18 protein-coding genes are annotated in these 18,060 nt (G+C 49.0%); 15 read left to right on the forward strand and 3 right to left on the reverse strand.

The window, feature by feature from the left end:
- Positions 1 to 15: 15 nt before the first annotated feature.
- Positions 16 to 444, reverse strand: coding sequence for an organic hydroperoxide resistance protein (locus D328_RS0104195; protein ID WP_018883706.1), 429 nt, complete (start codon positions 442 to 444; stop codon positions 16 to 18).
- A gap of 435 nt (positions 445 to 879) precedes the next feature.
- On the opposite strand from D328_RS0104195, the gene yycF reads away from it, so the two are divergent.
- From yycF to D328_RS0104220, 5 genes are all read left to right on the forward strand, one after another.
- Positions 880 to 1,611, forward strand: coding sequence for a response regulator YycF (gene yycF, locus D328_RS0104200; protein ID WP_018883707.1), 732 nt, complete (start codon positions 880 to 882; stop codon positions 1,609 to 1,611).
- Entirely contained in the window at positions 1,608 to 3,434 is a 1,827-nt protein-coding gene (gene walK / locus D328_RS0104205; RefSeq protein ID WP_018883708.1) for a cell wall metabolism sensor histidine kinase WalK, read from the forward strand. The genes yycF and walK overlap by 4 nt, the downstream gene beginning before the upstream one ends.
- The gene (locus D328_RS0104210) at positions 3,431 to 4,768 is read left to right on the forward strand and encodes a YycH family regulatory protein (protein WP_018883709.1); all 1,338 of its coding nucleotides are present in this window, start codon (positions 3,431 to 3,433) and stop codon (positions 4,766 to 4,768) included. The genes walK and D328_RS0104210 overlap by 4 nt, the downstream gene beginning before the upstream one ends.
- 70 nt (positions 4,769 to 4,838) lie before the next feature.
- Positions 4,839 to 5,591 (forward strand): two-component system regulatory protein YycI, encoded by a 753-nt coding sequence (gene yycI, locus D328_RS0104215; protein ID WP_018883710.1) that lies wholly within the window; start codon positions 4,839 to 4,841, stop codon positions 5,589 to 5,591.
- A 4-nt stretch (positions 5,592 to 5,595) separates the two neighbouring features.
- Complete coding sequence (locus D328_RS0104220; RefSeq protein ID WP_018883711.1) at positions 5,596 to 6,402, forward strand: MBL fold metallo-hydrolase; 807 nt, start codon at positions 5,596 to 5,598, stop codon at positions 6,400 to 6,402.
- Here the strand turns inward: D328_RS0104220 and D328_RS0104225 are convergent.
- Positions 6,371 to 6,577, reverse strand: a complete 207-nt coding sequence (locus D328_RS0104225; RefSeq protein ID WP_018883712.1) for a hypothetical protein — start codon at positions 6,575 to 6,577, stop codon at positions 6,371 to 6,373. The genes D328_RS0104220 and D328_RS0104225 overlap by 32 nt on opposite strands.
- Before the next feature lie 504 nt (positions 6,578 to 7,081).
- On the opposite strand from D328_RS0104225, the gene D328_RS0104230 reads away from it, so the two are divergent.
- A complete protein-coding gene (locus tag D328_RS0104230) occupies positions 7,082 to 8,191 on the forward strand; it encodes a hypothetical protein (RefSeq protein ID WP_018883713.1) in 1,110 nt (369 codons plus the stop codon).
- Between the two features lie 494 nt (positions 8,192 to 8,685).
- Positions 8,686 to 9,924: a S1C family serine protease gene (locus tag D328_RS0104235; RefSeq protein ID WP_018883714.1), complete on the forward strand. Its 1,239-nt coding sequence runs from the start codon at positions 8,686 to 8,688 to the stop codon at positions 9,922 to 9,924.
- A gap of 101 nt (positions 9,925 to 10,025) precedes the next feature.
- Here D328_RS0104235 and D328_RS0104240 read toward each other — a convergent pair whose 3' ends face one another.
- Positions 10,026 to 10,868 carry a DegV family protein gene (locus D328_RS0104240; RefSeq protein WP_018883715.1) on the reverse strand — a complete coding sequence of 281 codons (843 nt, stop codon included), beginning with the start codon at positions 10,866 to 10,868 and terminating at the stop codon, positions 10,026 to 10,028.
- A gap of 633 nt (positions 10,869 to 11,501) precedes the next feature.
- Here D328_RS0104240 and D328_RS0104245 point away from each other — a divergent pair.
- From D328_RS0104245 to D328_RS0104280, 8 genes are all read left to right on the forward strand, one after another.
- Positions 11,502 to 12,368 carry a hypothetical protein gene (locus tag D328_RS0104245; protein ID WP_018883716.1) on the forward strand — a complete coding sequence of 289 codons (867 nt, stop codon included), beginning with the start codon at positions 11,502 to 11,504 and terminating at the stop codon, positions 12,366 to 12,368.
- Between the two features lie 173 nt (positions 12,369 to 12,541).
- A complete protein-coding gene (locus tag D328_RS30575) occupies positions 12,542 to 12,709 on the forward strand; it encodes a CxxH/CxxC protein (RefSeq protein ID WP_018883717.1) in 168 nt (55 codons plus the stop codon).
- A 506-nt stretch (positions 12,710 to 13,215) separates the two neighbouring features.
- Positions 13,216 to 13,806: a GNAT family N-acetyltransferase gene (locus D328_RS0104255; RefSeq protein ID WP_018883718.1), complete on the forward strand. Its 591-nt coding sequence runs from the start codon at positions 13,216 to 13,218 to the stop codon at positions 13,804 to 13,806.
- A gap of 341 nt (positions 13,807 to 14,147) precedes the next feature.
- A complete protein-coding gene (locus D328_RS0104260; protein WP_018883719.1) occupies positions 14,148 to 15,170 on the forward strand; it encodes an AraC family transcriptional regulator in 1,023 nt (340 codons plus the stop codon).
- Positions 15,171 to 15,231: 61 nt separating this feature from the next.
- Positions 15,232 to 15,720: a DinB family protein gene (locus tag D328_RS0104265; protein WP_018883720.1), complete on the forward strand. Its 489-nt coding sequence runs from the start codon at positions 15,232 to 15,234 to the stop codon at positions 15,718 to 15,720.
- Positions 15,721 to 16,187: 467 nt separating this feature from the next.
- Positions 16,188 to 16,667: a 23S rRNA (pseudouridine(1915)-N(3))-methyltransferase RlmH gene (rlmH, locus tag D328_RS0104270; RefSeq protein ID WP_018883721.1), complete on the forward strand. Its 480-nt coding sequence runs from the start codon at positions 16,188 to 16,190 to the stop codon at positions 16,665 to 16,667.
- A 139-nt stretch (positions 16,668 to 16,806) separates the two neighbouring features.
- Positions 16,807 to 17,529 carry a formylglycine-generating enzyme family protein gene (locus D328_RS0104275; protein ID WP_018883722.1) on the forward strand — a complete coding sequence of 241 codons (723 nt, stop codon included), beginning with the start codon at positions 16,807 to 16,809 and terminating at the stop codon, positions 17,527 to 17,529.
- Positions 17,530 to 17,598: 69 nt separating this feature from the next.
- Positions 17,599 to 17,835 carry a hypothetical protein gene (locus tag D328_RS0104280; RefSeq protein ID WP_018883723.1) on the forward strand — a complete coding sequence of 79 codons (237 nt, stop codon included), beginning with the start codon at positions 17,599 to 17,601 and terminating at the stop codon, positions 17,833 to 17,835.
- Positions 17,836 to 18,060: the final 225 nt, after the last annotated feature.

Here is an 18,060-nt window from a genome sequence, read left to right on the forward strand (position 1 = left end):
GTCCGGGATTAGGCCTTACAATACATTAATAGTTACTTCGATGTTGCCACGTGTAGCACGGGAGTATGGACATTGCTCATGTGCTCCTTCAGCCAGCTTAATGGCAGTCTCGCGATCTACACCTTTGACGAGTACATCCAGATGTGCAGCGATACCAAAGCCACCGTCTTCCACTTTGCCGATGCTGACAGTTGCAGTAATCTCAGTACCTTCATGCTTGATGCGTTGCATACGTGCTACCATGTTCAGTGCGCTATCGAAGCAAGCAGAGTATCCTGCTGCGAAGAGTTGCTCTGGGTTCGTACCTTCACCGCCAGCGCCGCCCAGTTGCTTAGGTGTATCGATATCAAGACGCAATGCTGGAGATTCGGATTCTACGAAGCCATCACGGCCTCCTACAGCTTTTACAGTGGTATCATAAAGTTTTTGTTGAATTTTCATCATGGTGAAAACATCACCTTTCTAATTTATATTTTATACAATTTAATTTATCACAACTCAATTTAAAAAGAAAGTCTTTTTTTATAGGGAAGAATTCAGTTCATCCGTTGGCATGGATTGATCTCCGTGAGCATGTTGAACATTATTGAGCACCAAGGAACATCAATGAACCTCGATGGGCCTCCATGGACCTCGAGGAACCTCAATGAATCTAGATGAATCTAGATGAATCTAGATGAATTAGCCTATAGCAGAAATCACCAGCGTTTAGCTAGGGTCTGTACTGGATGTATCCGCGGATGCACTATGTTAAAATGGGATGAGATATACTGAGCGGCTTACCGCTCTTCGAATCGGATAAGAGTCTCGCACAGGGATAGCTATATCTCGTACTGGGGCAGCCATATAAAGTGGATTATAAGAATGAGGTGAACACAGGTGAAGCAGGGAACCATTCTCGTAGTGGATGACGAACAACCAATTGCCGATATACTGAAGTTCAATCTGGAGAAGGAGGGCTACACGGTTCTCTGCGCCTTTGACGGCAATACAGCTGTGGATGTGGCCTTAAGCCAGCATCCTGATTTGATTTTGCTGGACTTGATGCTACCAGGCATGGATGGGATGGATGTATGCCGTGAGGTGCGCAGCCAACAGCTTCAGATGCCGATCATTATGCTGACAGCCAAGGATGATGAGATCGACAAGGTGCTCGGGCTGGAGCTCGGGGCGGATGACTACGTGACCAAGCCCTTCAGCACGAGGGAATTGCTTGCCAGAGTGAAGGCGCACATGCGGCGACAGCGTGGCAGTGCGATATCACAGGATAACAAGCCGCCTGAAGAGCGACAGGGCTTGCGGATAGCCAATCTGTTCTTCGACACGGATATGTATACGGCTTACAAGAACGGAGTGCAACTGGATCTGACCCATCGGGAGTATGAACTGCTCTACTATATGGCCAAAAATGCCGACAAGGTCATGACTCGTGAGCATCTGCTGCAGGCTGTATGGGGATTCGAGTATTACGGAGATGTACGCACGGTCGATGTGACGATTCGGCGGCTGCGTGAGAAGATTGAGGAGAATCCCAGCAAGCCAGAGACAATCTACACAAGGCGTGGGCTCGGATATGTCATCCATAGCGGCAAGGGTGGAGGCTACGGATGAGCTGGCTGTCCTTCTTTCGGACGATTCAGGCTCGTCTCATTATCATCTACGTACTGCTGATTCTGGTCGCTATGCAGTTGATTGGCGTGTATTTTGTCAGCTCCATGAAGAATTCGTTAACGAGTAACTTCACACAGGATCTGCAGGCACGTGCGGAGATGCTGGCTGTATTGGCGGAGCAGGATTTGGCTGGTGGAGATGGCCAGACGGAGGAAGACAGTGTGGAGAGCTTGCGTGCACGGGTCGATAATCTCTTTGATTTTAGCGGAGCCGAGATTCAGGTGCTGGATTCCAGTGGCAGAGTCTTGATCACGTCACAGAACTCGCATGCAGATTATGTCGGGCGCAAGAACACGCAGACCGTAGTTAGCAGAGCTCTACAGGGTATACGTAATAATGAAGAATATATGATTGACGAGGATAATGTACGGAAAAAGGTCGTGGCCAAGCCAGTAATCAGCAGTGGCAAGATTGTTGGTGCAGTATATATCGCTGCCTCCATGGCGGATCTGTACGATACGATGAAGCGAATTAACAGCGTGTTCATCTCGGGGATGCTGATTGCGCTGGGACTGACAGCTGTACTGGGCGTGGTGCTGGCGCATACCATTACTTATCCGATCAAGGTCATGACACGTCATGCTACTGCTGTTGCCGAGGGTAGCTTTGATCGGAAGATGCCTGTATTCGGGAGCGATGAGATCGGGCAGTTGAGTCACGCCTTCAATTATATGACCAGTCGTCTGAGGGACGCTCTGTCGCAAAATGAGGAAGAGAAGGAGAAGCTTGCCTCGATTCTCACCAATATGAGCGATGGTGTCGTGGCAACCGACGAGAATGGCCGGGTCATCCTGGTGAACCGCCGTGCCAGCACGATGCTGGGTATCAGTGATCGCGAGATTAGCGGCAGGCATATTGCCTTACTACTGGGGCTGGACCCGGAGGAGACAGAAGCGCTGATTACAGGCATGCCGGCCTCTACGCTGCTTCAATTGGAGCCTGCAGGTCAGGGCGATCCATTGGTCATTCGAGTGACATTCTCACCTATTCATCGTCGAGAGATTGGGATTACGGGGACGATTGCGGTACTGCAGGATGTGACGGAGCAAGAGGAGATGGAGGCATCACGGCGGGAGTTCGTGGCGAACGTATCGCATGAATTGCGCACACCACTGACGACCATCAAGAGCTATGCCGAAGCACTGGATGATGGAGCCATGACCGAACCTCAGCTAGGCGAGCGGTTCATTGGGGTCATTCGTAACGAGACAGAGCGCATGATTCGACTGGTGACAGACCTGCTGCATCTGTCTCGGCTTGATTCCAATGAGGCGCCACTCCGTATGCAGACAGTTGACGTCGTAGAGATGCTGGAGGACGTAGCAGATCGCTTCTCCTTCCAGATGCAGCAGAAGAATATTGAGTATCAGGTACAGGTCGAAGACGGAATTACTCAGGTCGTGGTGGACCGGGATCAGATGGATCAGGTGCTTGATAATCTGGTATCCAATGCACTCAAGTATACACCAGAGGGTGGAAGCATCCGTATGGAGGGCGTCAAGAGAGAGGGGCTGCTCTCGATCTCGGTACAAGATACGGGCATGGGGATTCCGAAGAAAGATTTGGATCGTATTTTTGAGCGGTTCTATCGTGTAGACAAGGCCAGATCACGTAATATGGGAGGGACTGGACTAGGCCTATCCATTGCCCGGGAAATTGTAAAAGCCCATGGTGGCGATATCTACCTGGAGTCTGAACTCGATCAAGGTACCCGTGCGACCTTTACTCTGCCGATGCCTGGCGAAGGGAGGGAGTCCTCATGAAGGAGCAGCTTAAGTCTATGGTTCTGTTCCTGCTGGTCCTCAGCAGTCTGATTCAGAGCTACTTCTTGATCTATCGCCTCCCTGGCGGAGATTCGATCATCAGCTCAGAGACCAATTATGTCAAGACAGACAGTATGGGGCAGGAGCAGCGTATTGAGCAGTTGATCTTCCCCAACAAAATTATCGTTCATATGGGCGAGGATAAGCACACGGTCTTCTATCCTGAGACGACCTTCTACAAGCTAATCTTCACCCGTCTAGAAAGCCGGAGCTTCCAAAGCTTCGAGCGCCGAAGTATTCAGTCGGCTAACTGGAGTGAGGTTCGTCGCAAATATGAAGGGATTGAGATGGTGTTCAGCGGAGGCGTACCCGTCACCCTGTTGGAGCGAATGATGCGTCTGACGGCAGACCCCGTATTCCAGGCCGAGACGATTAACCGAATCTGGGTGTACACCGATGAGAAGGCCACAAGGACGCATGCGCTTTTCTTCAGTGCGAGGGGAGACGTAGTGTACGAGGCTAATGAGGTTGATCTGACCGTACAGGATGTACAGCAGCATGTGAGCTTCGGACAGAATGCGACTCCGTATGAGCTGATATCGGGACAATATTATATTCCAATGGACAATATAGAGATGCAGGAGCCGATCGTGAATTCGGGGTTGTTCACGACAGAGCAAATGCAGCGGAATCTCTTCTTCGATCCGGGAATTACTCGTAATATTCAGGAAAAAGACGGCTCCGAGATCTATACGGACAGCAAGCGTAGTCTACAGGTGAAGCAGAGCCAGCGGTGGATGGGCTATACCGATCCGGCGGCACCTTCTTCAGAACCTGGTAACCCGGTGAGGGATATTCTGGCTGCTGTAGACTTCGTCAATCAGCATGGGGGCTGGGATGGCGCCTATCGGCTCATCATGAATAACGCAAGTGATGTCTCGGGTGAAGAGTATCGAACGAATGTCTCTTTTCAGCAGTATTACGGGTCCTATCCTGTGTTGGACAGGCCTTCATTCAGGTTCGGTACGATCCGGCTAGAGGTGCAGCAAGAGACAGCATCAGTCTATGAGAGGTCTCTGCTCTATCTGAAGGGCGGAGAACAATCGAGTGCATCCATGCTGCTGCCGGGTGGAGAGGAGCTACGTGTCAAGCTGAAGCAGCTCGCTGGCAACAAGACTATTCTGGATGTCACACCTTCGTATTCACCTGAGCTGACAGAGGACGGCAGTCTGAAGCTGGTTCCTGTATGGCGTATTCAGCTGCTGAACGGTGGAATACAGACGATCCAGGCTATGCCTGCACCACAGCCGCCGGTGAGTGGTACGATCCCTTAAGCGAGAGATTGGTGTAGTGAAGGCTCGTAAATGAAGTACACACGAAGGACTGGAAAGGGAGGTAACGGGAATGGATTGGAGCCGCGCCAAGAATGTATTGATCTTCACCTTTTTCCTGCTGAATCTGGTATTAGCCAATCAGCTATGGAATGATGCGCGGGAGACGGTCGGTCCGAATCTGGATTTCACTTCACTGGATATAGGCACACAGCAGCTGATGGAGCAGAAGAGCATCCAGGTACTGGCGCCCATTCCTGGTGATACCCCCGAGCTGTCCAAGCTGTCCTATACGTATCTGAATGGAGAGGCGGGCAAACGTACAGAGCTGGCAACGCCTGTCGATAGCCGACTCATGTTCAACCGCCCAGAGCTGATTCAGGAGCTAGAGGATGAGATTCAGGATATTCGCGATTACGAATATGATCCATTGGCAGAGCTGGAATTGGATGTGCAGTACGGCGTATTCGTGCTTCATCCACTCGTGGAGAACCGCTATCCTCTGTTCAATGTGAATCTGGAGCTGTATTATAGCAATCAGAAGATACGAGCCTATCGTCAGACTCCCGTAGAGATGCAGTCCTCGGGAGAAGCAGAGAAGGTGCTTCCGGCCTCAAAGGCCTTGGGAAGGTTAATTGATAATTTTCTGCCAGCTGGTGCAACAGTCAAGGATATTAAGCTTGGCTATTATGGTAGTGTATTTAATTCGGACAACCAGGTGGCGGCACCCGTATGGCGCTTCACGCTGGAAGACGGCAAGGTCTATTACGTTCAGATGAACGGGGATGTCATTAGTCCGAAGACAGAACAAACGGAGGGGTTATAGTTACATGGGCATGTCATTTACGGTCCTGTCGAGTGGATCGACAGGCAATGCCACCGTCATTAAGAATGAGGATACTGCGCTAATGATTGATGCAGGACTCAGTGCGAAGCGTATTGAGGAGCTGCTGAAGGAGCGGGAGCTAACCGGTGAAGATCTGAACGGCATTCTGGTGACCCATGAGCATTCAGATCATATTAAGGGTTTGGGGGCGATTGCCCGCAAGTACAAGCTTCCCATCTATGCTAATGAGAAGACTTGGGCGGCGATGAGCAAGCATGTAGGCACACTTGAGGATATTCAGCGTGTCATGCTGGAGACTGGAGCTACGCGTGAGTTCGGCTCCTTGCGTGTCGAATCCTTCGCGATCTCGCATGATGCGGCCGAACCCGTCGGATATAACTTCTATGACGGGGAGTCAAAGCTGAGCGTGGCGACCGATCTCGGCTATGTGAGCGATAAGGTGAAGGAGGCCATCTCAGACGCAGATGTGATGGTGCTGGAAGCGAATCATGATGTGAATATGCTGCGGATGGGCCGCTATCCATGGAATATCAAGCGTCGAATTCTTAGTGATATCGGGCATTTGTCCAATGAGATGGCCGGAGCAATCCTGAGTGAGCTGTTAACCGGAGTTACCAAGCGCACATACCTGGCTCACTTGAGCCTGGATCACAATATGATGGATCTGGCAAAAATGTCGGTCCGTAGTGCCATGGAGGACCGTGGATGCTTTTATAAGGACACGGAATTCCAGCTACGTGATACGTATTATGACCGACCTACACCGTGGGATAAGGTGAGTGAGTCATGAAGCTGTCGAGCTCGGCAGCTTTTTGCTCTAGCTCCTCGCGGGTAATCAATCCCTTGTCGGCAAGCAGCTCGATCAAGGTGCTGAGCGCAAGGGTATTGCGGTAATGATCGTCCTTTAGATCGGCTAGCTTGGCGATCATGTCCACCTCTTGTATGGCTGAATAATGGGATTTCATCAGCTTCCTCCTTTTTGAAAAATCCTCTTCCAACGGCAGGGCTTGTCCAGGAAAAAAACAAGGTCTGTCCTGCTCGAAGAGCTCTGCTCTTTTGACCTATCGTATGTTACAATACAGGTACTTCACATAGATACACGAAATGATACGCGAGCTACGGAGTATTCAACAGTTCGAGATTCATGGATACAAGGCTTGGGTTGCTCAGAAGTAGCCTCCCCACCCCTGTGTCATGTGCTGTGCGAGCTGCATCATTCAACAAAACAATAACAAGCTGACAGGAGGAACTGTGAAGATAGGCTCAGGTATGTATGGAGTTATCCTAGCCAGTCCTTGTGTCTTATTTATATTCTAGTCCACATGGGTTGAAATCATTCCTCTTATATCTACTTCTATGCGATATTCTATTCCCAAAAAGATTAAAAGGATAGCCGTGGATGAAGAGAACGTCGCAACTCTATGTAATCGTATGTAACCCTATGTAACCCATTCAAGGGAGGTTTTGTAATGAAGGAGCTTGCCGAAGCAGGAAGCCCGTTCACACTACATACGCAGCAGCTTCCTACTGGCACGCTGTTCACGATTCGACCGATAGCCGATGAGGTACCGAAGTTATCCCTGCATCGCAGTTCATCTGACCCGAGCAGCAGAGAGGTCCAGCTATGTATATACGAGTATACGCCGGATGGACTTTACCATGTACAGTATGTGACCATCGACCGGATGGGTCAGCTTGTGCAGGTCCGACGTGAGCAGGAAGGAGTACTGCCAGCCTTCTTTACTGCGCCCGACGGTACTCGTTGGGTCTCTCTCTCAGACACGCAGTCGGAAGGGTCTAAGGAAATCGTATTGCCGCTGGACGGACGTGAACGCATTACCAAGCGAGTGACGAGTAGAGAATTCCCGGTCGATGCAGATTTATCCGTGCCTGGCAGCGTGTTGCTCTATAACTATGATATGTTCAACAGCAAGAAACCTCCTAGACTGTGCAGTCTGGAGTTCAATGGTGAGGGGCTCTATCAGAAGCGAAAGATTCACAAGATACCATTGCCTTCCACGGATCTGGTCCTTCGAAATGAAGAAGGAATTCACCTGCTCTATGAGCAGGAAGGACAACTGCAGCATAGCATTGTGAACGAGACAGGCGAGGTACTCCATACGAGAAAGCTGATGACAGATGAATTCGTAGCCTATCCATTGAGCATCAGCATGCAGGGTGATTCGATACTGCTATCCTATGAGGATGAGCGCGTGCGACTTATGGTGGCAGATGCGACGGGAGCGATCATCCGCTACCAGGAGCTGCTTAAGCTTGAGGAGGGGCAGGTAATATACTCGTTATTTCGTCCGGTCATGCTTGATGATCAGACATGGGTGGTTCGCTTCACCTCCGAGCAGGGAAATGGCTGGTTCGTGATCCATGGGGAGGAGCTTAAAGCTTGTTATGTACGCTCTCGGGAGCGGCACGCTTATGTGGAGCTTCTTAGTCAGGGAGAGCTACCGATGCCGGCAGAGGATATGATCATTCATGACGTCGTGCGCTGGGATGCGTCTACCTACGGAATGGTTATGTACTCCAAAGTGAATCCGAGAGAAGCATATGTGCTGATCCCTTGACATGCAGCTATAGCGAGGCTCCAATAGAATGCAGGGTAGAAGTTAACTAATAGCTCTGTCATGATAGCTCTATCATGATGGATACCTCCTCTTTTTTCCTCTACCCAGTGCTTAATTCGGCGTGTATGCTGATACGTATAAGCCTGATATAACCGCTGAATGACATCTGTTCTGTCTGAACACTTATGAGCTTGCAGACTATGAGCATAGTGATGATGTTAAGAAAAAAGTCCGGCGGCTTATTTTCACAGAAGACAGCCTGTGTTTAGCTGATGTTTCTCGCAATAATTGTATTATTCAGCTTGGCTGAATACTTATACACTCTGTTATCCTAAAAAATGATAGACAACGGGCCGCTTGGGTGACCTGTTTTGTGGTGATTAATATAGTAGGTTGTTGGTTTGGTTCAGAACATGTAGCTCATAAATGTAGCTCATAAATTGTGGGAGAACAGGCGGGGCTCTGGTGTGTGAAATGAAGGGAAGTGGATCAGCATGGGGTTGTTTGACGATGATTTCTATTCGACAAAGGTATCGAGTCGCACGACAGATATCACTCCGAGCCAAGGACAGGAACGGCAACAAAGCAGATTCACGAGAAGGCGCCGTCCACTGCCCACCGTGTATGTGGCCATCATTAGCGGTCTAGTGGGAGCTGTAGTGGCTGTGTTGCTATTTAGCTTCATTACAGGCGTGCCTGGCAGTACAGCCTCCAGAGCAGCAAATCACTCGAGCTCCAATCTGATGTCTGGTGATCCGTATGAGAGAATTGTGCAGGCTGCAGCCAAGATTCGACCATCGGTAGTCAGCATTGTGAATCACCGCTCAGAGGGTGATCTGTTCGCGATGCAGGAGTCCGCACTGGGTTCAGGTGTCATCTTCCGCCTACAGGGCGGAAAGGCATACATTATGACGAACAATCATGTTGTGGAGGGCTCCAATCAGCTGGAGGTAGTCACCGTGGATGGTGAGACCAAGAAGGCGAAGGTCATCGGCAAGGATCGTATTACCGATATTGCCGTCCTGTCGGTGGATGATAAAAATATTCGCACGGTAGCCGAGATCGGGGATTCCAACAGGCTACGGCTTGGAGAGACTGTCATAGCCATTGGTAATCCGCTGGGACTGGGGGATACCCTTACCTCGGGTATAATCAGCTATACGAACCGTATTATTCCGGTCTCCATCAATCAGGATGGAGTCTACGATTGGGAGCAGCGCGTCATTCAGACGGATGCAGCTATTAACGAAGGGAATAGCGGTGGAGCGCTGGTGGACCTGAATGGGCGTGTCATCGGGATGAACACGATGAAGATTGCGGATATGGGCGTCGAGGGATTGGGCTTCGCTATTCCGGCCAACGAGCTCATGATCACGGTCGATGATCTGATTGATGATGGCAAGATTGAGCGTCCTTACCTGGGGGTCTACACCGTTGATCTTGAGAATCCTTATGCTCCGCTGGATGAACAGCAGCGTAAGGAGCTGGAGCTGCCGGATCACGTGGAGAAGGGGGTTGTCGTCCTGGAGTCGCATGGTCCTGCGAAGGAAGCAGGGCTCAAGCTCAATGATGTCATCATCGCCTTCGACGGTGAGCCGATTGACTCTACGCTGGCACTGCGCAGATATCTGTATAACGAGAAGAAGATTGGTGATTCACTGGACGTCACCTTTTACCGGGCAGGCAAAGAGCAGAAAGTGACACTTCAGCTGAGCGATAAGCCGGAGGAATAAGTGCAATGATCAAGTATCACCACGAATCATCAGGATACACAGGAAGAGGCCTATACCGGGCGACCGGATAGACCTCTTTTCTTGTGTAAGGATGTGTACCTCTATGCAAAGTAGTATGAAAAGCCAATAGCTCCTGCTCCGGTATGTGTGCTGATAATCGGAGATGTGTAGTTAATGATCGTATCCGTGTAACCGCTGGCCTCTGCGATGGTGTGGTGCAGTGACTCTGCCAGCCGCAGCCCCTCGGCATGAGCGATGCCTACGCCTTTGACTGTCCTGCCCTTGGTGTCCTCCAGCCATTGCTTGGTCAGGTATTTGACGACCTGAATGTGACTTCTCATATTGGTGGCAGGTACAAGCTCGCCTTCACGCAAAGCTGCGATCGGTTTAATTTTCAACAGGGTGCCGATTAAGGACTTGGCCTTACCAATTCGCCCGCCCTTGACGAGATTCTCCAGTGTATCCACCATGACGAACAAGCGGGTATTACGACGGATCTCGTTCAAGCGCTGAATAATCTCCTCAATCGCCATCCCCTGACGCGCCATCATGCTGGCCTCTACGACCTGGAAGCCCAAGGCATGGGAAATGAATCTGGAGTCGACAACTGTAACATCCGTGTCAGTCATGGCTGCAGCCATCTCCGCCGCTCGGACAGTACCACTCATATTGCCGGTCATATGAATGGATAAGACCGTATAGCCTTCGCTCCCCAAGCGATCATACAGTTCTACGAATCGGCCTACAGCCGGCTGTGAGCTGGTTGGTAGCGTAATCGCTTTCTTCATTTGTTGGATGAATTGGGCAGGTGTAAGGTCTACACCATCCAGGTAATCGGTTCCGTCGATGGTGAACGATAGAGGAATAATCTCGATGCCATACTCCCGGATCAGCTCTGCGTCTAAGTCCACGGTTGAATCGGTTACCACTTTAATTTTGGTCATTCTACACTCTCCTACTTCACTTCGTGAGCCAGTGCTATGCTTATATACTGTCCATAAGTCCAATCTATGAAGCTCGCATGGGATCTCCCGCAAGTCACTTGTTGGGCTATGTCTGAGCCGTCTAATTTCTACTATATATTGCACTACCAGCGGTACTAATCAGATTATGAAAAAGTGCTAAAATATATGGTTATAAATGTCTGGAATGGCTTCTATATCAGCAAGACAGAACATGTGCAGCAGCATGAATCAATTGGCTTTCGTCTAGTATAAACGCTGGGGAATACGCATTCAAATAAGCTCCCTCTCTGGATGTGAACAGCGTGTGACAATGTTAGGATTTGACGACAGGTAAAATTTGTTATAACATTCACTTAATATAATTAATGGAAACATGATGATGGTGTTTGTTGAAGTAACCAAGGGATGTTCCGGGGAAGTCTATTCACTGGATTAGGTAGCATTTGCTCTGCACCGTCCTAGCTGCATCATGAAGTATCTCTCTATTAAGCATAGGATCAAGAATCGCTGTGTTCGCTGCTGGATCTGGCTCAACTATCATTCATCCTATAGGTAACAGGTGTTCATCTGGCAGCTGACTAGGATGGTAGTGGAGAAAGGGTGGATGGAGACATGATGGGATTGAACTTAAGTGAGCTCAGAGAGTTAGATGGATTCGAGAAGCTGCTAATGATGGCCTATTCCTTGAAGAATTGGGAAGAGGTCGTGGAGATTGCAGATCAGATGTTCAAGGCTGTGCATGAGACGCTGGGGGATTTGCGTACAGGGTATGATCTGGGCATGTCTCGCACACTTCCGCGTACGAAGCGATCATTGGTCTACTATTATGGCTATAGCCTGATGATCAAAGGGATGGCTCTACGTCGACTGGGTCGTGCCGAGGAGGAACGAGTATGCATTGAACATTATCAGGATCTGGGGTGGCTGGTAGCTCTTGTCTCTGAGGGCCAGAAGGATGCAGACGAGCTTAGAATTCTGGCAGAGGGCAATCGGTATGCGCTGGATATTCTTCAGAATCAGTGGCACATCCTGCCTCAATACGTCAGGTACATGGAGGCGAATCCTCAAGAGACGGTGCCTGTGATCCGTACCATACTGGAGGCAGCCATCAAGCATGAATATAATGTAGATGCTGTGTTAATCCGCTTCGAGGATCATCTTCATCAGATTGACCTTATGGATACTTCGCTCAAGATGTCTCAGTACACGACTGTGCTGAATCTGCTCATGCTGTACTATTTCCACAATGAGAATTACGGCAGAGCGATTGATTATACATTGCATACGCTAGAGCTATTCATTCGCTATAATGAGTCCATTGGCTTCCGGAAATGTGTAGCCTTCATGGAGTCATTCCGTACACATGCTTCACCAGTACAGCTTGAACGATATGCTTATCTGTTGACATCACTATTGTCACGGGAGCTTGATGAGGACGACGGTGTTGTCTTCGACGGCCAAAGGCTGCGGGCATTATAAGACCATATAAGGTCATGAAGCAAGCTGGGATTCGGCACCAAATTGGGGCCGGGTCTTTTCTTTCTGGGGCAGGTATGGTAGAAATGAGAGGTAGCAGGTTGGCATGGTTGCCACATATCTGTCATGATGTGCTGCTATGAAATGAGGTATGGAATACAGAAAGGGATGCTAATATGTACGTCGTATGTAAAGAACACTTGGAGCAGGCACTGGATGACTTTCTGGATGAATATGAGGATGCCCCGGACGTGGTCGATCTCAAGGAGACGGAATTCTCCGATTGGGACCCTCCTGTTCAATGTGCACATTGTCAGAATAAGGGCGAGTATCTGGTAGTATGACGGGCCGTAGCTAACGGCGAATTGGGATGGTTATAGGCGAGATGAGATCTATGAATGAGGAACGGTTCATATAGATAGAAGAAGATATAAGCCAGACGTGTGGAATGACGAAGAGGAGCGTAAGCAATTACGCTCTTTTTGTTCCATAGAGGCTGGTTAGTGCCTTGACTAGATCAAATAGGAGTGTAGAGTCACTCCAAGCGGGGAGTCCTGTCGACCACTGTTAAGCTTGCTGTTCTTTTGACCAAAGTTGATAAGCAGATGAACAGCAAGCTTAAAGGCGGACATTCCGTTTCTCTAGGACTTCCCCGCTTTCCGCTAACGATGTTCTATGTAGATCATTAAAACCCGAAACCTTATTTGGTCAAAGTACCAGGCTAGGCAACTCACTTTAGTTGCTAACCTGAGGTGCTGCCTAGGTGAGGGTCTGCTCGGTATGCATGATGTTATAATTCAAACATACATAATAAGTTATAGATAAATCCACAAAAGCGGGGGAGAAGCAAATGGAAGCAGGAGCACTGGAGTGGCGGGAGTTCCCGGAGCTGGAGACACCTCGTCTGCGGCTACGTCCAATCACGGCGCAGGATGCGGAGCCCTTGTTCGGCATATTTGGATCGGAGCAGGTCATGCGTTATTACGGACGTCATCCCATGATCGAGCTGATGGAGGCCGAGGAGATGATTGAGCGTTTTCGGCTGCTGTACCTTGAGCTACGGGGCATACGGTGGGGGATTGAATTGAAGCAGGAGCGACGGTTAATCGGGACTGTGGGCTTTCACTCGTGGGTGCATGGCTACCAACGGGCAGAGCTCGGTTATGAGCTGGAGCCGGTTGCACAGGGACAGGGCTACGCGACAGAGGCGGTAGAGGCTACGATCTCCTATGGCTTCGGGCCGATGGGACTGAATCGAATTAGCGCACTCGTCTACCCGGATAATGAGGCTTCGGCCCGCTTGCTACAGCGGATGGGATTTCGGCTGGAGGGGCTACTGGAGCAGTATGCCTTATTTTGCGAGCGCTATGAGGACCTGCATATGTTCGGATTGGTGAAGCAGCGGTGGATGGCGGAGTGTGAAGACAAGCGGATTGGTTAAAGGAAAAATAGAGCGCTCAAGAGAGCGAAGGAAATGAAGAAGAAGTATAAGAAATTATTAAGAGAGAAAGTAAACTTAAAGAGCGATAAAGAGAGATAAAGAGCGGTAAAAAGCGATAAAAAGCGATGAAAAGCGATAAAAAGCGATAAAAAGCGATAAAAAGAACTCAAGAGCGATAGTGAGAATTCAAGAGCGATAAAGAAAACTCAAAAGAATTTATAAGAATAAAGGGAAATAAAAAGAATTAAGAAAGAAGTAAAAAGAAGTAAAAGGAAGTAAAAGGATTAGGATACCAGGTGCATATTATGGGCGTATGATCATGATTTTGGGAGGGTGAGCACATGGATTACAGGCTGCATTCGTTATACCGCCCCTTACAGATCAACGGTATGGCCACGGGCAATGGGTATGCTGAATGCCACCCTTCTGCTTCGCTACTCCCGTATGTGGCTTGCTACTGGGAATCAGGCGCTCATGAGCAGCTTATGAATGATTTCGAGCAGTTCGCTGAATGGATTCATGGTAGTCCGCAAAGGCAATCGGCTCCAGGTGAAGTTTACCAACGAAATCAACAGGAAGGCTTGGTTGTATCCGCGAGGGTCCTGCCTGACGGCTGCTCGGATATTCTGTTGACCTACGACCCTGTCCGGGAAGAGCTGGACATGTCGTATTGCGGGAATTACACCAAGCCGTTTGTGTTTCATGAAGAGCCTGCTACAGAGGTGAGTACAAGCAATAGAGGAGCAGGTTATACGTTCGGGGTACGTTTTTTTCCAGGAGGGGCTAGGGTCTTCCATGGTATATCTCTGGATGAATTCACGGATCAACGGATACCACTGGAGCAGTGCTGGCCAAGAAGTGCAACGGAGCTACGCGAATTGGGTGAACGGATGCTGGAGACAACAAGCTTCCGGGAACGTGCTCGGCTCATGGACACTTACCTGAATAGCTGGATCAGCAGTACACTTCTGCATGGGCATATGGCTGAAGGTGACCTCATGAAGAATGTGCTGCATCGTATATTTACGAGTGGTGGGCAGACTAGCATTCAGGAGCTGGCTGCGCAGGAGACGGTCAGTGAACGGCAGCTGCATCGTTACTTCAAGCCGTGGATCGGCATTAGCCCTAAGCGCTTCAGTGAGGTTGTGCGCTGCCAACAGGTGCTGGCCTCTATACAGCAGGGACATATCCAAGACTGGGCGGAGCTGGCTGTGGCACATGGCTTCTTCGATCAGGCACATCTCATTCGTCATTTTCGCGCTTGGTACGGGGCCACCCCCGGTGTAGCTGCTGCTGAGCATAAGCAAAAAATGTCCGTTATGTACAATACGCCCCGTCCATATTCGGGTACACTACAAGTATAGATTGCTGGACAAGCTGTACAATACGATCCTTGGAGGATCGATAACAAAGGAGATATGATAGATGAGTGGAACCTTCCAAATGCGAGATCATTTGCTGCAGGAGCTAGAGACGGGAGTGCGTACAGGAGCGGAGCTGATTCGTCGTATCCGTCCTGAGGATTGGGCCTATCGACCGCAGGATAATATGAGGTCTTTACAGGAGTTAGTGCATCATTTCGTACAGATTACCGCCTCTGATCTGGTCATTATGCAGGAAAAGGGTGAGGCAGAGGTTGGCGAGGTGGAGAATCGCCTATCTGGGCAGGACGATCCTGAGCAATTGGCGACAATTTTGCGGAGCAACTTTGAGGGCTACAAGGATTATATCGTGTCGCTCAGCGAGGAGGATCTGCTGAACCGTTCGACCAAGGCGTTCTATGCAGAACACGGTCATCTACAGGCACAGTGGCAGATCGAGACGCTGACTCATGTGTTCCACCACCGTTCGCAGCTGTACAACTATCTGAAGCAGCTGGGGCATGAGCTACATTTCTCGATGCTATATATGTAGGCTATATAGATTGAACTGAAGGTTAAGAGTTCGGGCCCGTGCAACTGCGGTGAACGTTTGAACCTCCGGCCGCTGTTGTCTCCAGATTTCTTTCATGTAAACGGCTTATAGCCGTAGAAATCCAGAGACAAAGGCGGTCGCTATTGCTCCTCCAGTTCCAAACATCCCCTCCGTTGCTCATTCCCTTTCTCAATTTTACAGGTTCAATTTATATAGAGGATTTAATTCGTAGCTGAGTTATGTGGCTTATTACAGTGCGCGATATGCAATTTGATTATGTGTGTATGTAATGTCTTGGAGTATGCAATCGCAGACTAGTATGAAAGGGCGCCTGTTGGTGCTCTTTTTGCTGTGTGATGAGGCCTGCGGTTAGAGTAGGAGCCTTGAGGCTTGGATACACTTGGACAAGGTAGACAGCAGACGGTATAGTATACGTATCTTACGTGAACGGATTCAAGGAGGAAGCTATGCTGGTTGAAATTATTGGAGTAGGTAAGCTGAAGGAAAAATATCTGGTCGATGGCATCAATGAATATGCCAAGCGGCTGAAGCCATATATCAAGTTCCAGATCATTGAGGTACCGGATGAGAAGGCTCCTGACCATCTCAGTGATGCCGAAGTGCAGATTGTAAAGGATAAAGAGGGCGAACGTATCCTCGCCCAGATCAAGCCGGATGCGCATGTAGTGGCCCTGACGCTGGACGGTAAGCTCTGGAGCTCTGAGGATCTGGCCTCCGAGCTGGACAAGCTCGGTACCTACGGTACGAGCCATGTGGTGTTCGTTATCGGAGGGAGTCATGGTATTGCTGACGCGGTCTTGCGGCGGGCTCAGCAGAAGCTGTGCTTTGGGCGCATGACCCTGCCTCATCAACTCATGAGGCTGGTGCTGGTGGAGCAGGTGTATCGGGCGGTGAAGATTAATCGGGGGGAACCGTATCATAAGTAGGGGCAAGTTTTTTGCGGGTACATTTCAGAGCTATTAAACAGGATAATACAATTAATAAATGAAACTTTCTGGCGATAAATGAGCAAGGGAGGTCAATAAGATTATCGAAAAATACGGAAGTGACAGAGAGCGTTTTCTAATGGATTTAATGAATTTGATGGTGCCGGTAAAGGGGGGGACCATTGAATTACGCGATTATATTAACACAAATAAATGGTTTAGCTCTGACTACACGTTATCAGACCCTGGAAGTAATAAAAAAGCTATTACATGGACTGAAACGATCGAACCTTTCCATGTAATGAAGTATCCGGTAACCCAGCAGTTGTATCATTTTGTCATGTATGAAGAAGAAGTAGAACCGAATGTGAATAATCTTCCAATTACGGAAGTTTCGTGGATGGATTCGCTTGTCTTTTGTAATGAATTGTCCAGAATGCTTGGAAGGACGGAATGCTACACATTCACAAATGAAAGTGAGAACACGATATATAACAAGACAGCAAATGGCTTTAGATTACTGTCAGACGCTGAATGGCAATATGCGTGCAAAGCCGGAACTACGGGATATCGATATGCAAGAATTGATCAAATTGCATGGTATCAAGAAAACTCCAATGGTTCCGTTCATCAAGTAGGACAACTGCTTCCTAATCCATGGGGACTTTTTGATATGATTGGGAACGTTTGGGAATGGTGCTGGGATCTATATGATACTGAACGATATGGGAACTATAGGGTCTTCCGCGGAGGTAGCTGGGCTGAAGTTGAGAACAACTGTGGTTCTACCAGTAGAAGGAAAAGCATGCCCGATTTCAAGATAGATGATCTTGGTTTTAGAATAGCCGTTACAAAACCTTGAGAACGTGACATCAACATTGATTGGAAAGATGCAGATAATGTTCGGGCTCAGATTCAGCGCATCCCAGGCATGGTGTCGCAAGATAAAGCCTACCAGAACGCCATGAAAAATTCCGACAAGCAAAACGCCCGCATGGAAAGTGATCGCGCTTTACAATCGGCAATCCTCGGCGTTATGTCGGATAACATGGAACTTTTCAAGCAATTTACGGATAATCCGTCCTTCAAGAAGTGGCTGGCGGATATGGTTTTCAGTGTGACCTACAATACCGAAGGCAAGCCTTATGAGGGGCAGAAGACGGTTTAAATATTAAAATGTGTGCGAAAGGTAAGGGCTATTATGGCTATTCGATTTGAATTTTAGATAGAGTGGCTCTCGCCCCACGTAGTTCTAATAAATGAAATGGGCCATGGTTGACGGGAAAAATAAGGGTTCCAATTTGGAACCCTTATTTTTCGCAGTTAGAGTGATAAGGAGAACCATACCACAAGTGATAGTAACGGCGAGAACAGAGTTATTGCTGGAGAGAAG

Source organism: Paenibacillus massiliensis 2301065 = DSM 16942 (genome assembly GCF_000377505.1).
Classification (GTDB): Bacteria; Bacillota; Bacilli; order Paenibacillales; family Paenibacillaceae; genus Paenibacillus; species Paenibacillus massiliensis.

What these genes read in the sequence shown, in the direction of transcription:
- D328_RS0104230 (WP_018883713.1), top strand. Translation starts at nt 7,082, where the DNA reads ATGAAGGAGCTTGCCGAAGCAGGAAGCCCGTTCACACTACATACGCAG.
- D328_RS0104195 (WP_018883706.1), bottom strand. Translation starts at nt 444, where the DNA reads ATGATGAAAATTCAACAAAAACTTTATGATACCACTGTAAAAGCTGTA.
- D328_RS0104220 (WP_018883711.1), top strand. Translation starts at nt 5,596, where the DNA reads ATGGGCATGTCATTTACGGTCCTGTCGAGTGGATCGACAGGCAATGCC.
- D328_RS0104265 (WP_018883720.1), top strand. Translation starts at nt 15,232, where the DNA reads ATGAGTGGAACCTTCCAAATGCGAGATCATTTGCTGCAGGAGCTAGAG.
- D328_RS0104210 (WP_018883709.1), top strand. Translation starts at nt 3,431, where the DNA reads ATGAAGGAGCAGCTTAAGTCTATGGTTCTGTTCCTGCTGGTCCTCAGC.
- D328_RS0104240 (WP_018883715.1), bottom strand. Translation starts at nt 10,868, where the DNA reads ATGACCAAAATTAAAGTGGTAACCGATTCAACCGTGGACTTAGACGCA.
- D328_RS0104235 (WP_018883714.1), top strand. Translation starts at nt 8,686, where the DNA reads ATGGGGTTGTTTGACGATGATTTCTATTCGACAAAGGTATCGAGTCGC.
- D328_RS0104255 (WP_018883718.1), top strand. Translation starts at nt 13,216, where the DNA reads ATGGAAGCAGGAGCACTGGAGTGGCGGGAGTTCCCGGAGCTGGAGACA.
- yycI (WP_018883710.1), top strand. Translation starts at nt 4,839, where the DNA reads ATGGATTGGAGCCGCGCCAAGAATGTATTGATCTTCACCTTTTTCCTG.
- D328_RS0104225 (WP_018883712.1), bottom strand. Translation starts at nt 6,577, where the DNA reads ATGAAATCCCATTATTCAGCCATACAAGAGGTGGACATGATCGCCAAG.
- D328_RS0104245 (WP_018883716.1), top strand. Translation starts at nt 11,502, where the DNA reads ATGATGGGATTGAACTTAAGTGAGCTCAGAGAGTTAGATGGATTCGAG.
- walK (WP_018883708.1), top strand. Translation starts at nt 1,608, where the DNA reads ATGAGCTGGCTGTCCTTCTTTCGGACGATTCAGGCTCGTCTCATTATC.
- D328_RS0104280 (WP_018883723.1), top strand. Translation starts at nt 17,599, where the DNA reads ATGGTGTCGCAAGATAAAGCCTACCAGAACGCCATGAAAAATTCCGAC.
- rlmH (WP_018883721.1), top strand. Translation starts at nt 16,188, where the DNA reads ATGCTGGTTGAAATTATTGGAGTAGGTAAGCTGAAGGAAAAATATCTG.
- D328_RS0104260 (WP_018883719.1), top strand. Translation starts at nt 14,148, where the DNA reads ATGGATTACAGGCTGCATTCGTTATACCGCCCCTTACAGATCAACGGT.
- D328_RS30575 (WP_018883717.1), top strand. Translation starts at nt 12,542, where the DNA reads ATGTACGTCGTATGTAAAGAACACTTGGAGCAGGCACTGGATGACTTT.
- D328_RS0104275 (WP_018883722.1), top strand. Translation starts at nt 16,807, where the DNA reads ATGGATTTAATGAATTTGATGGTGCCGGTAAAGGGGGGGACCATTGAA.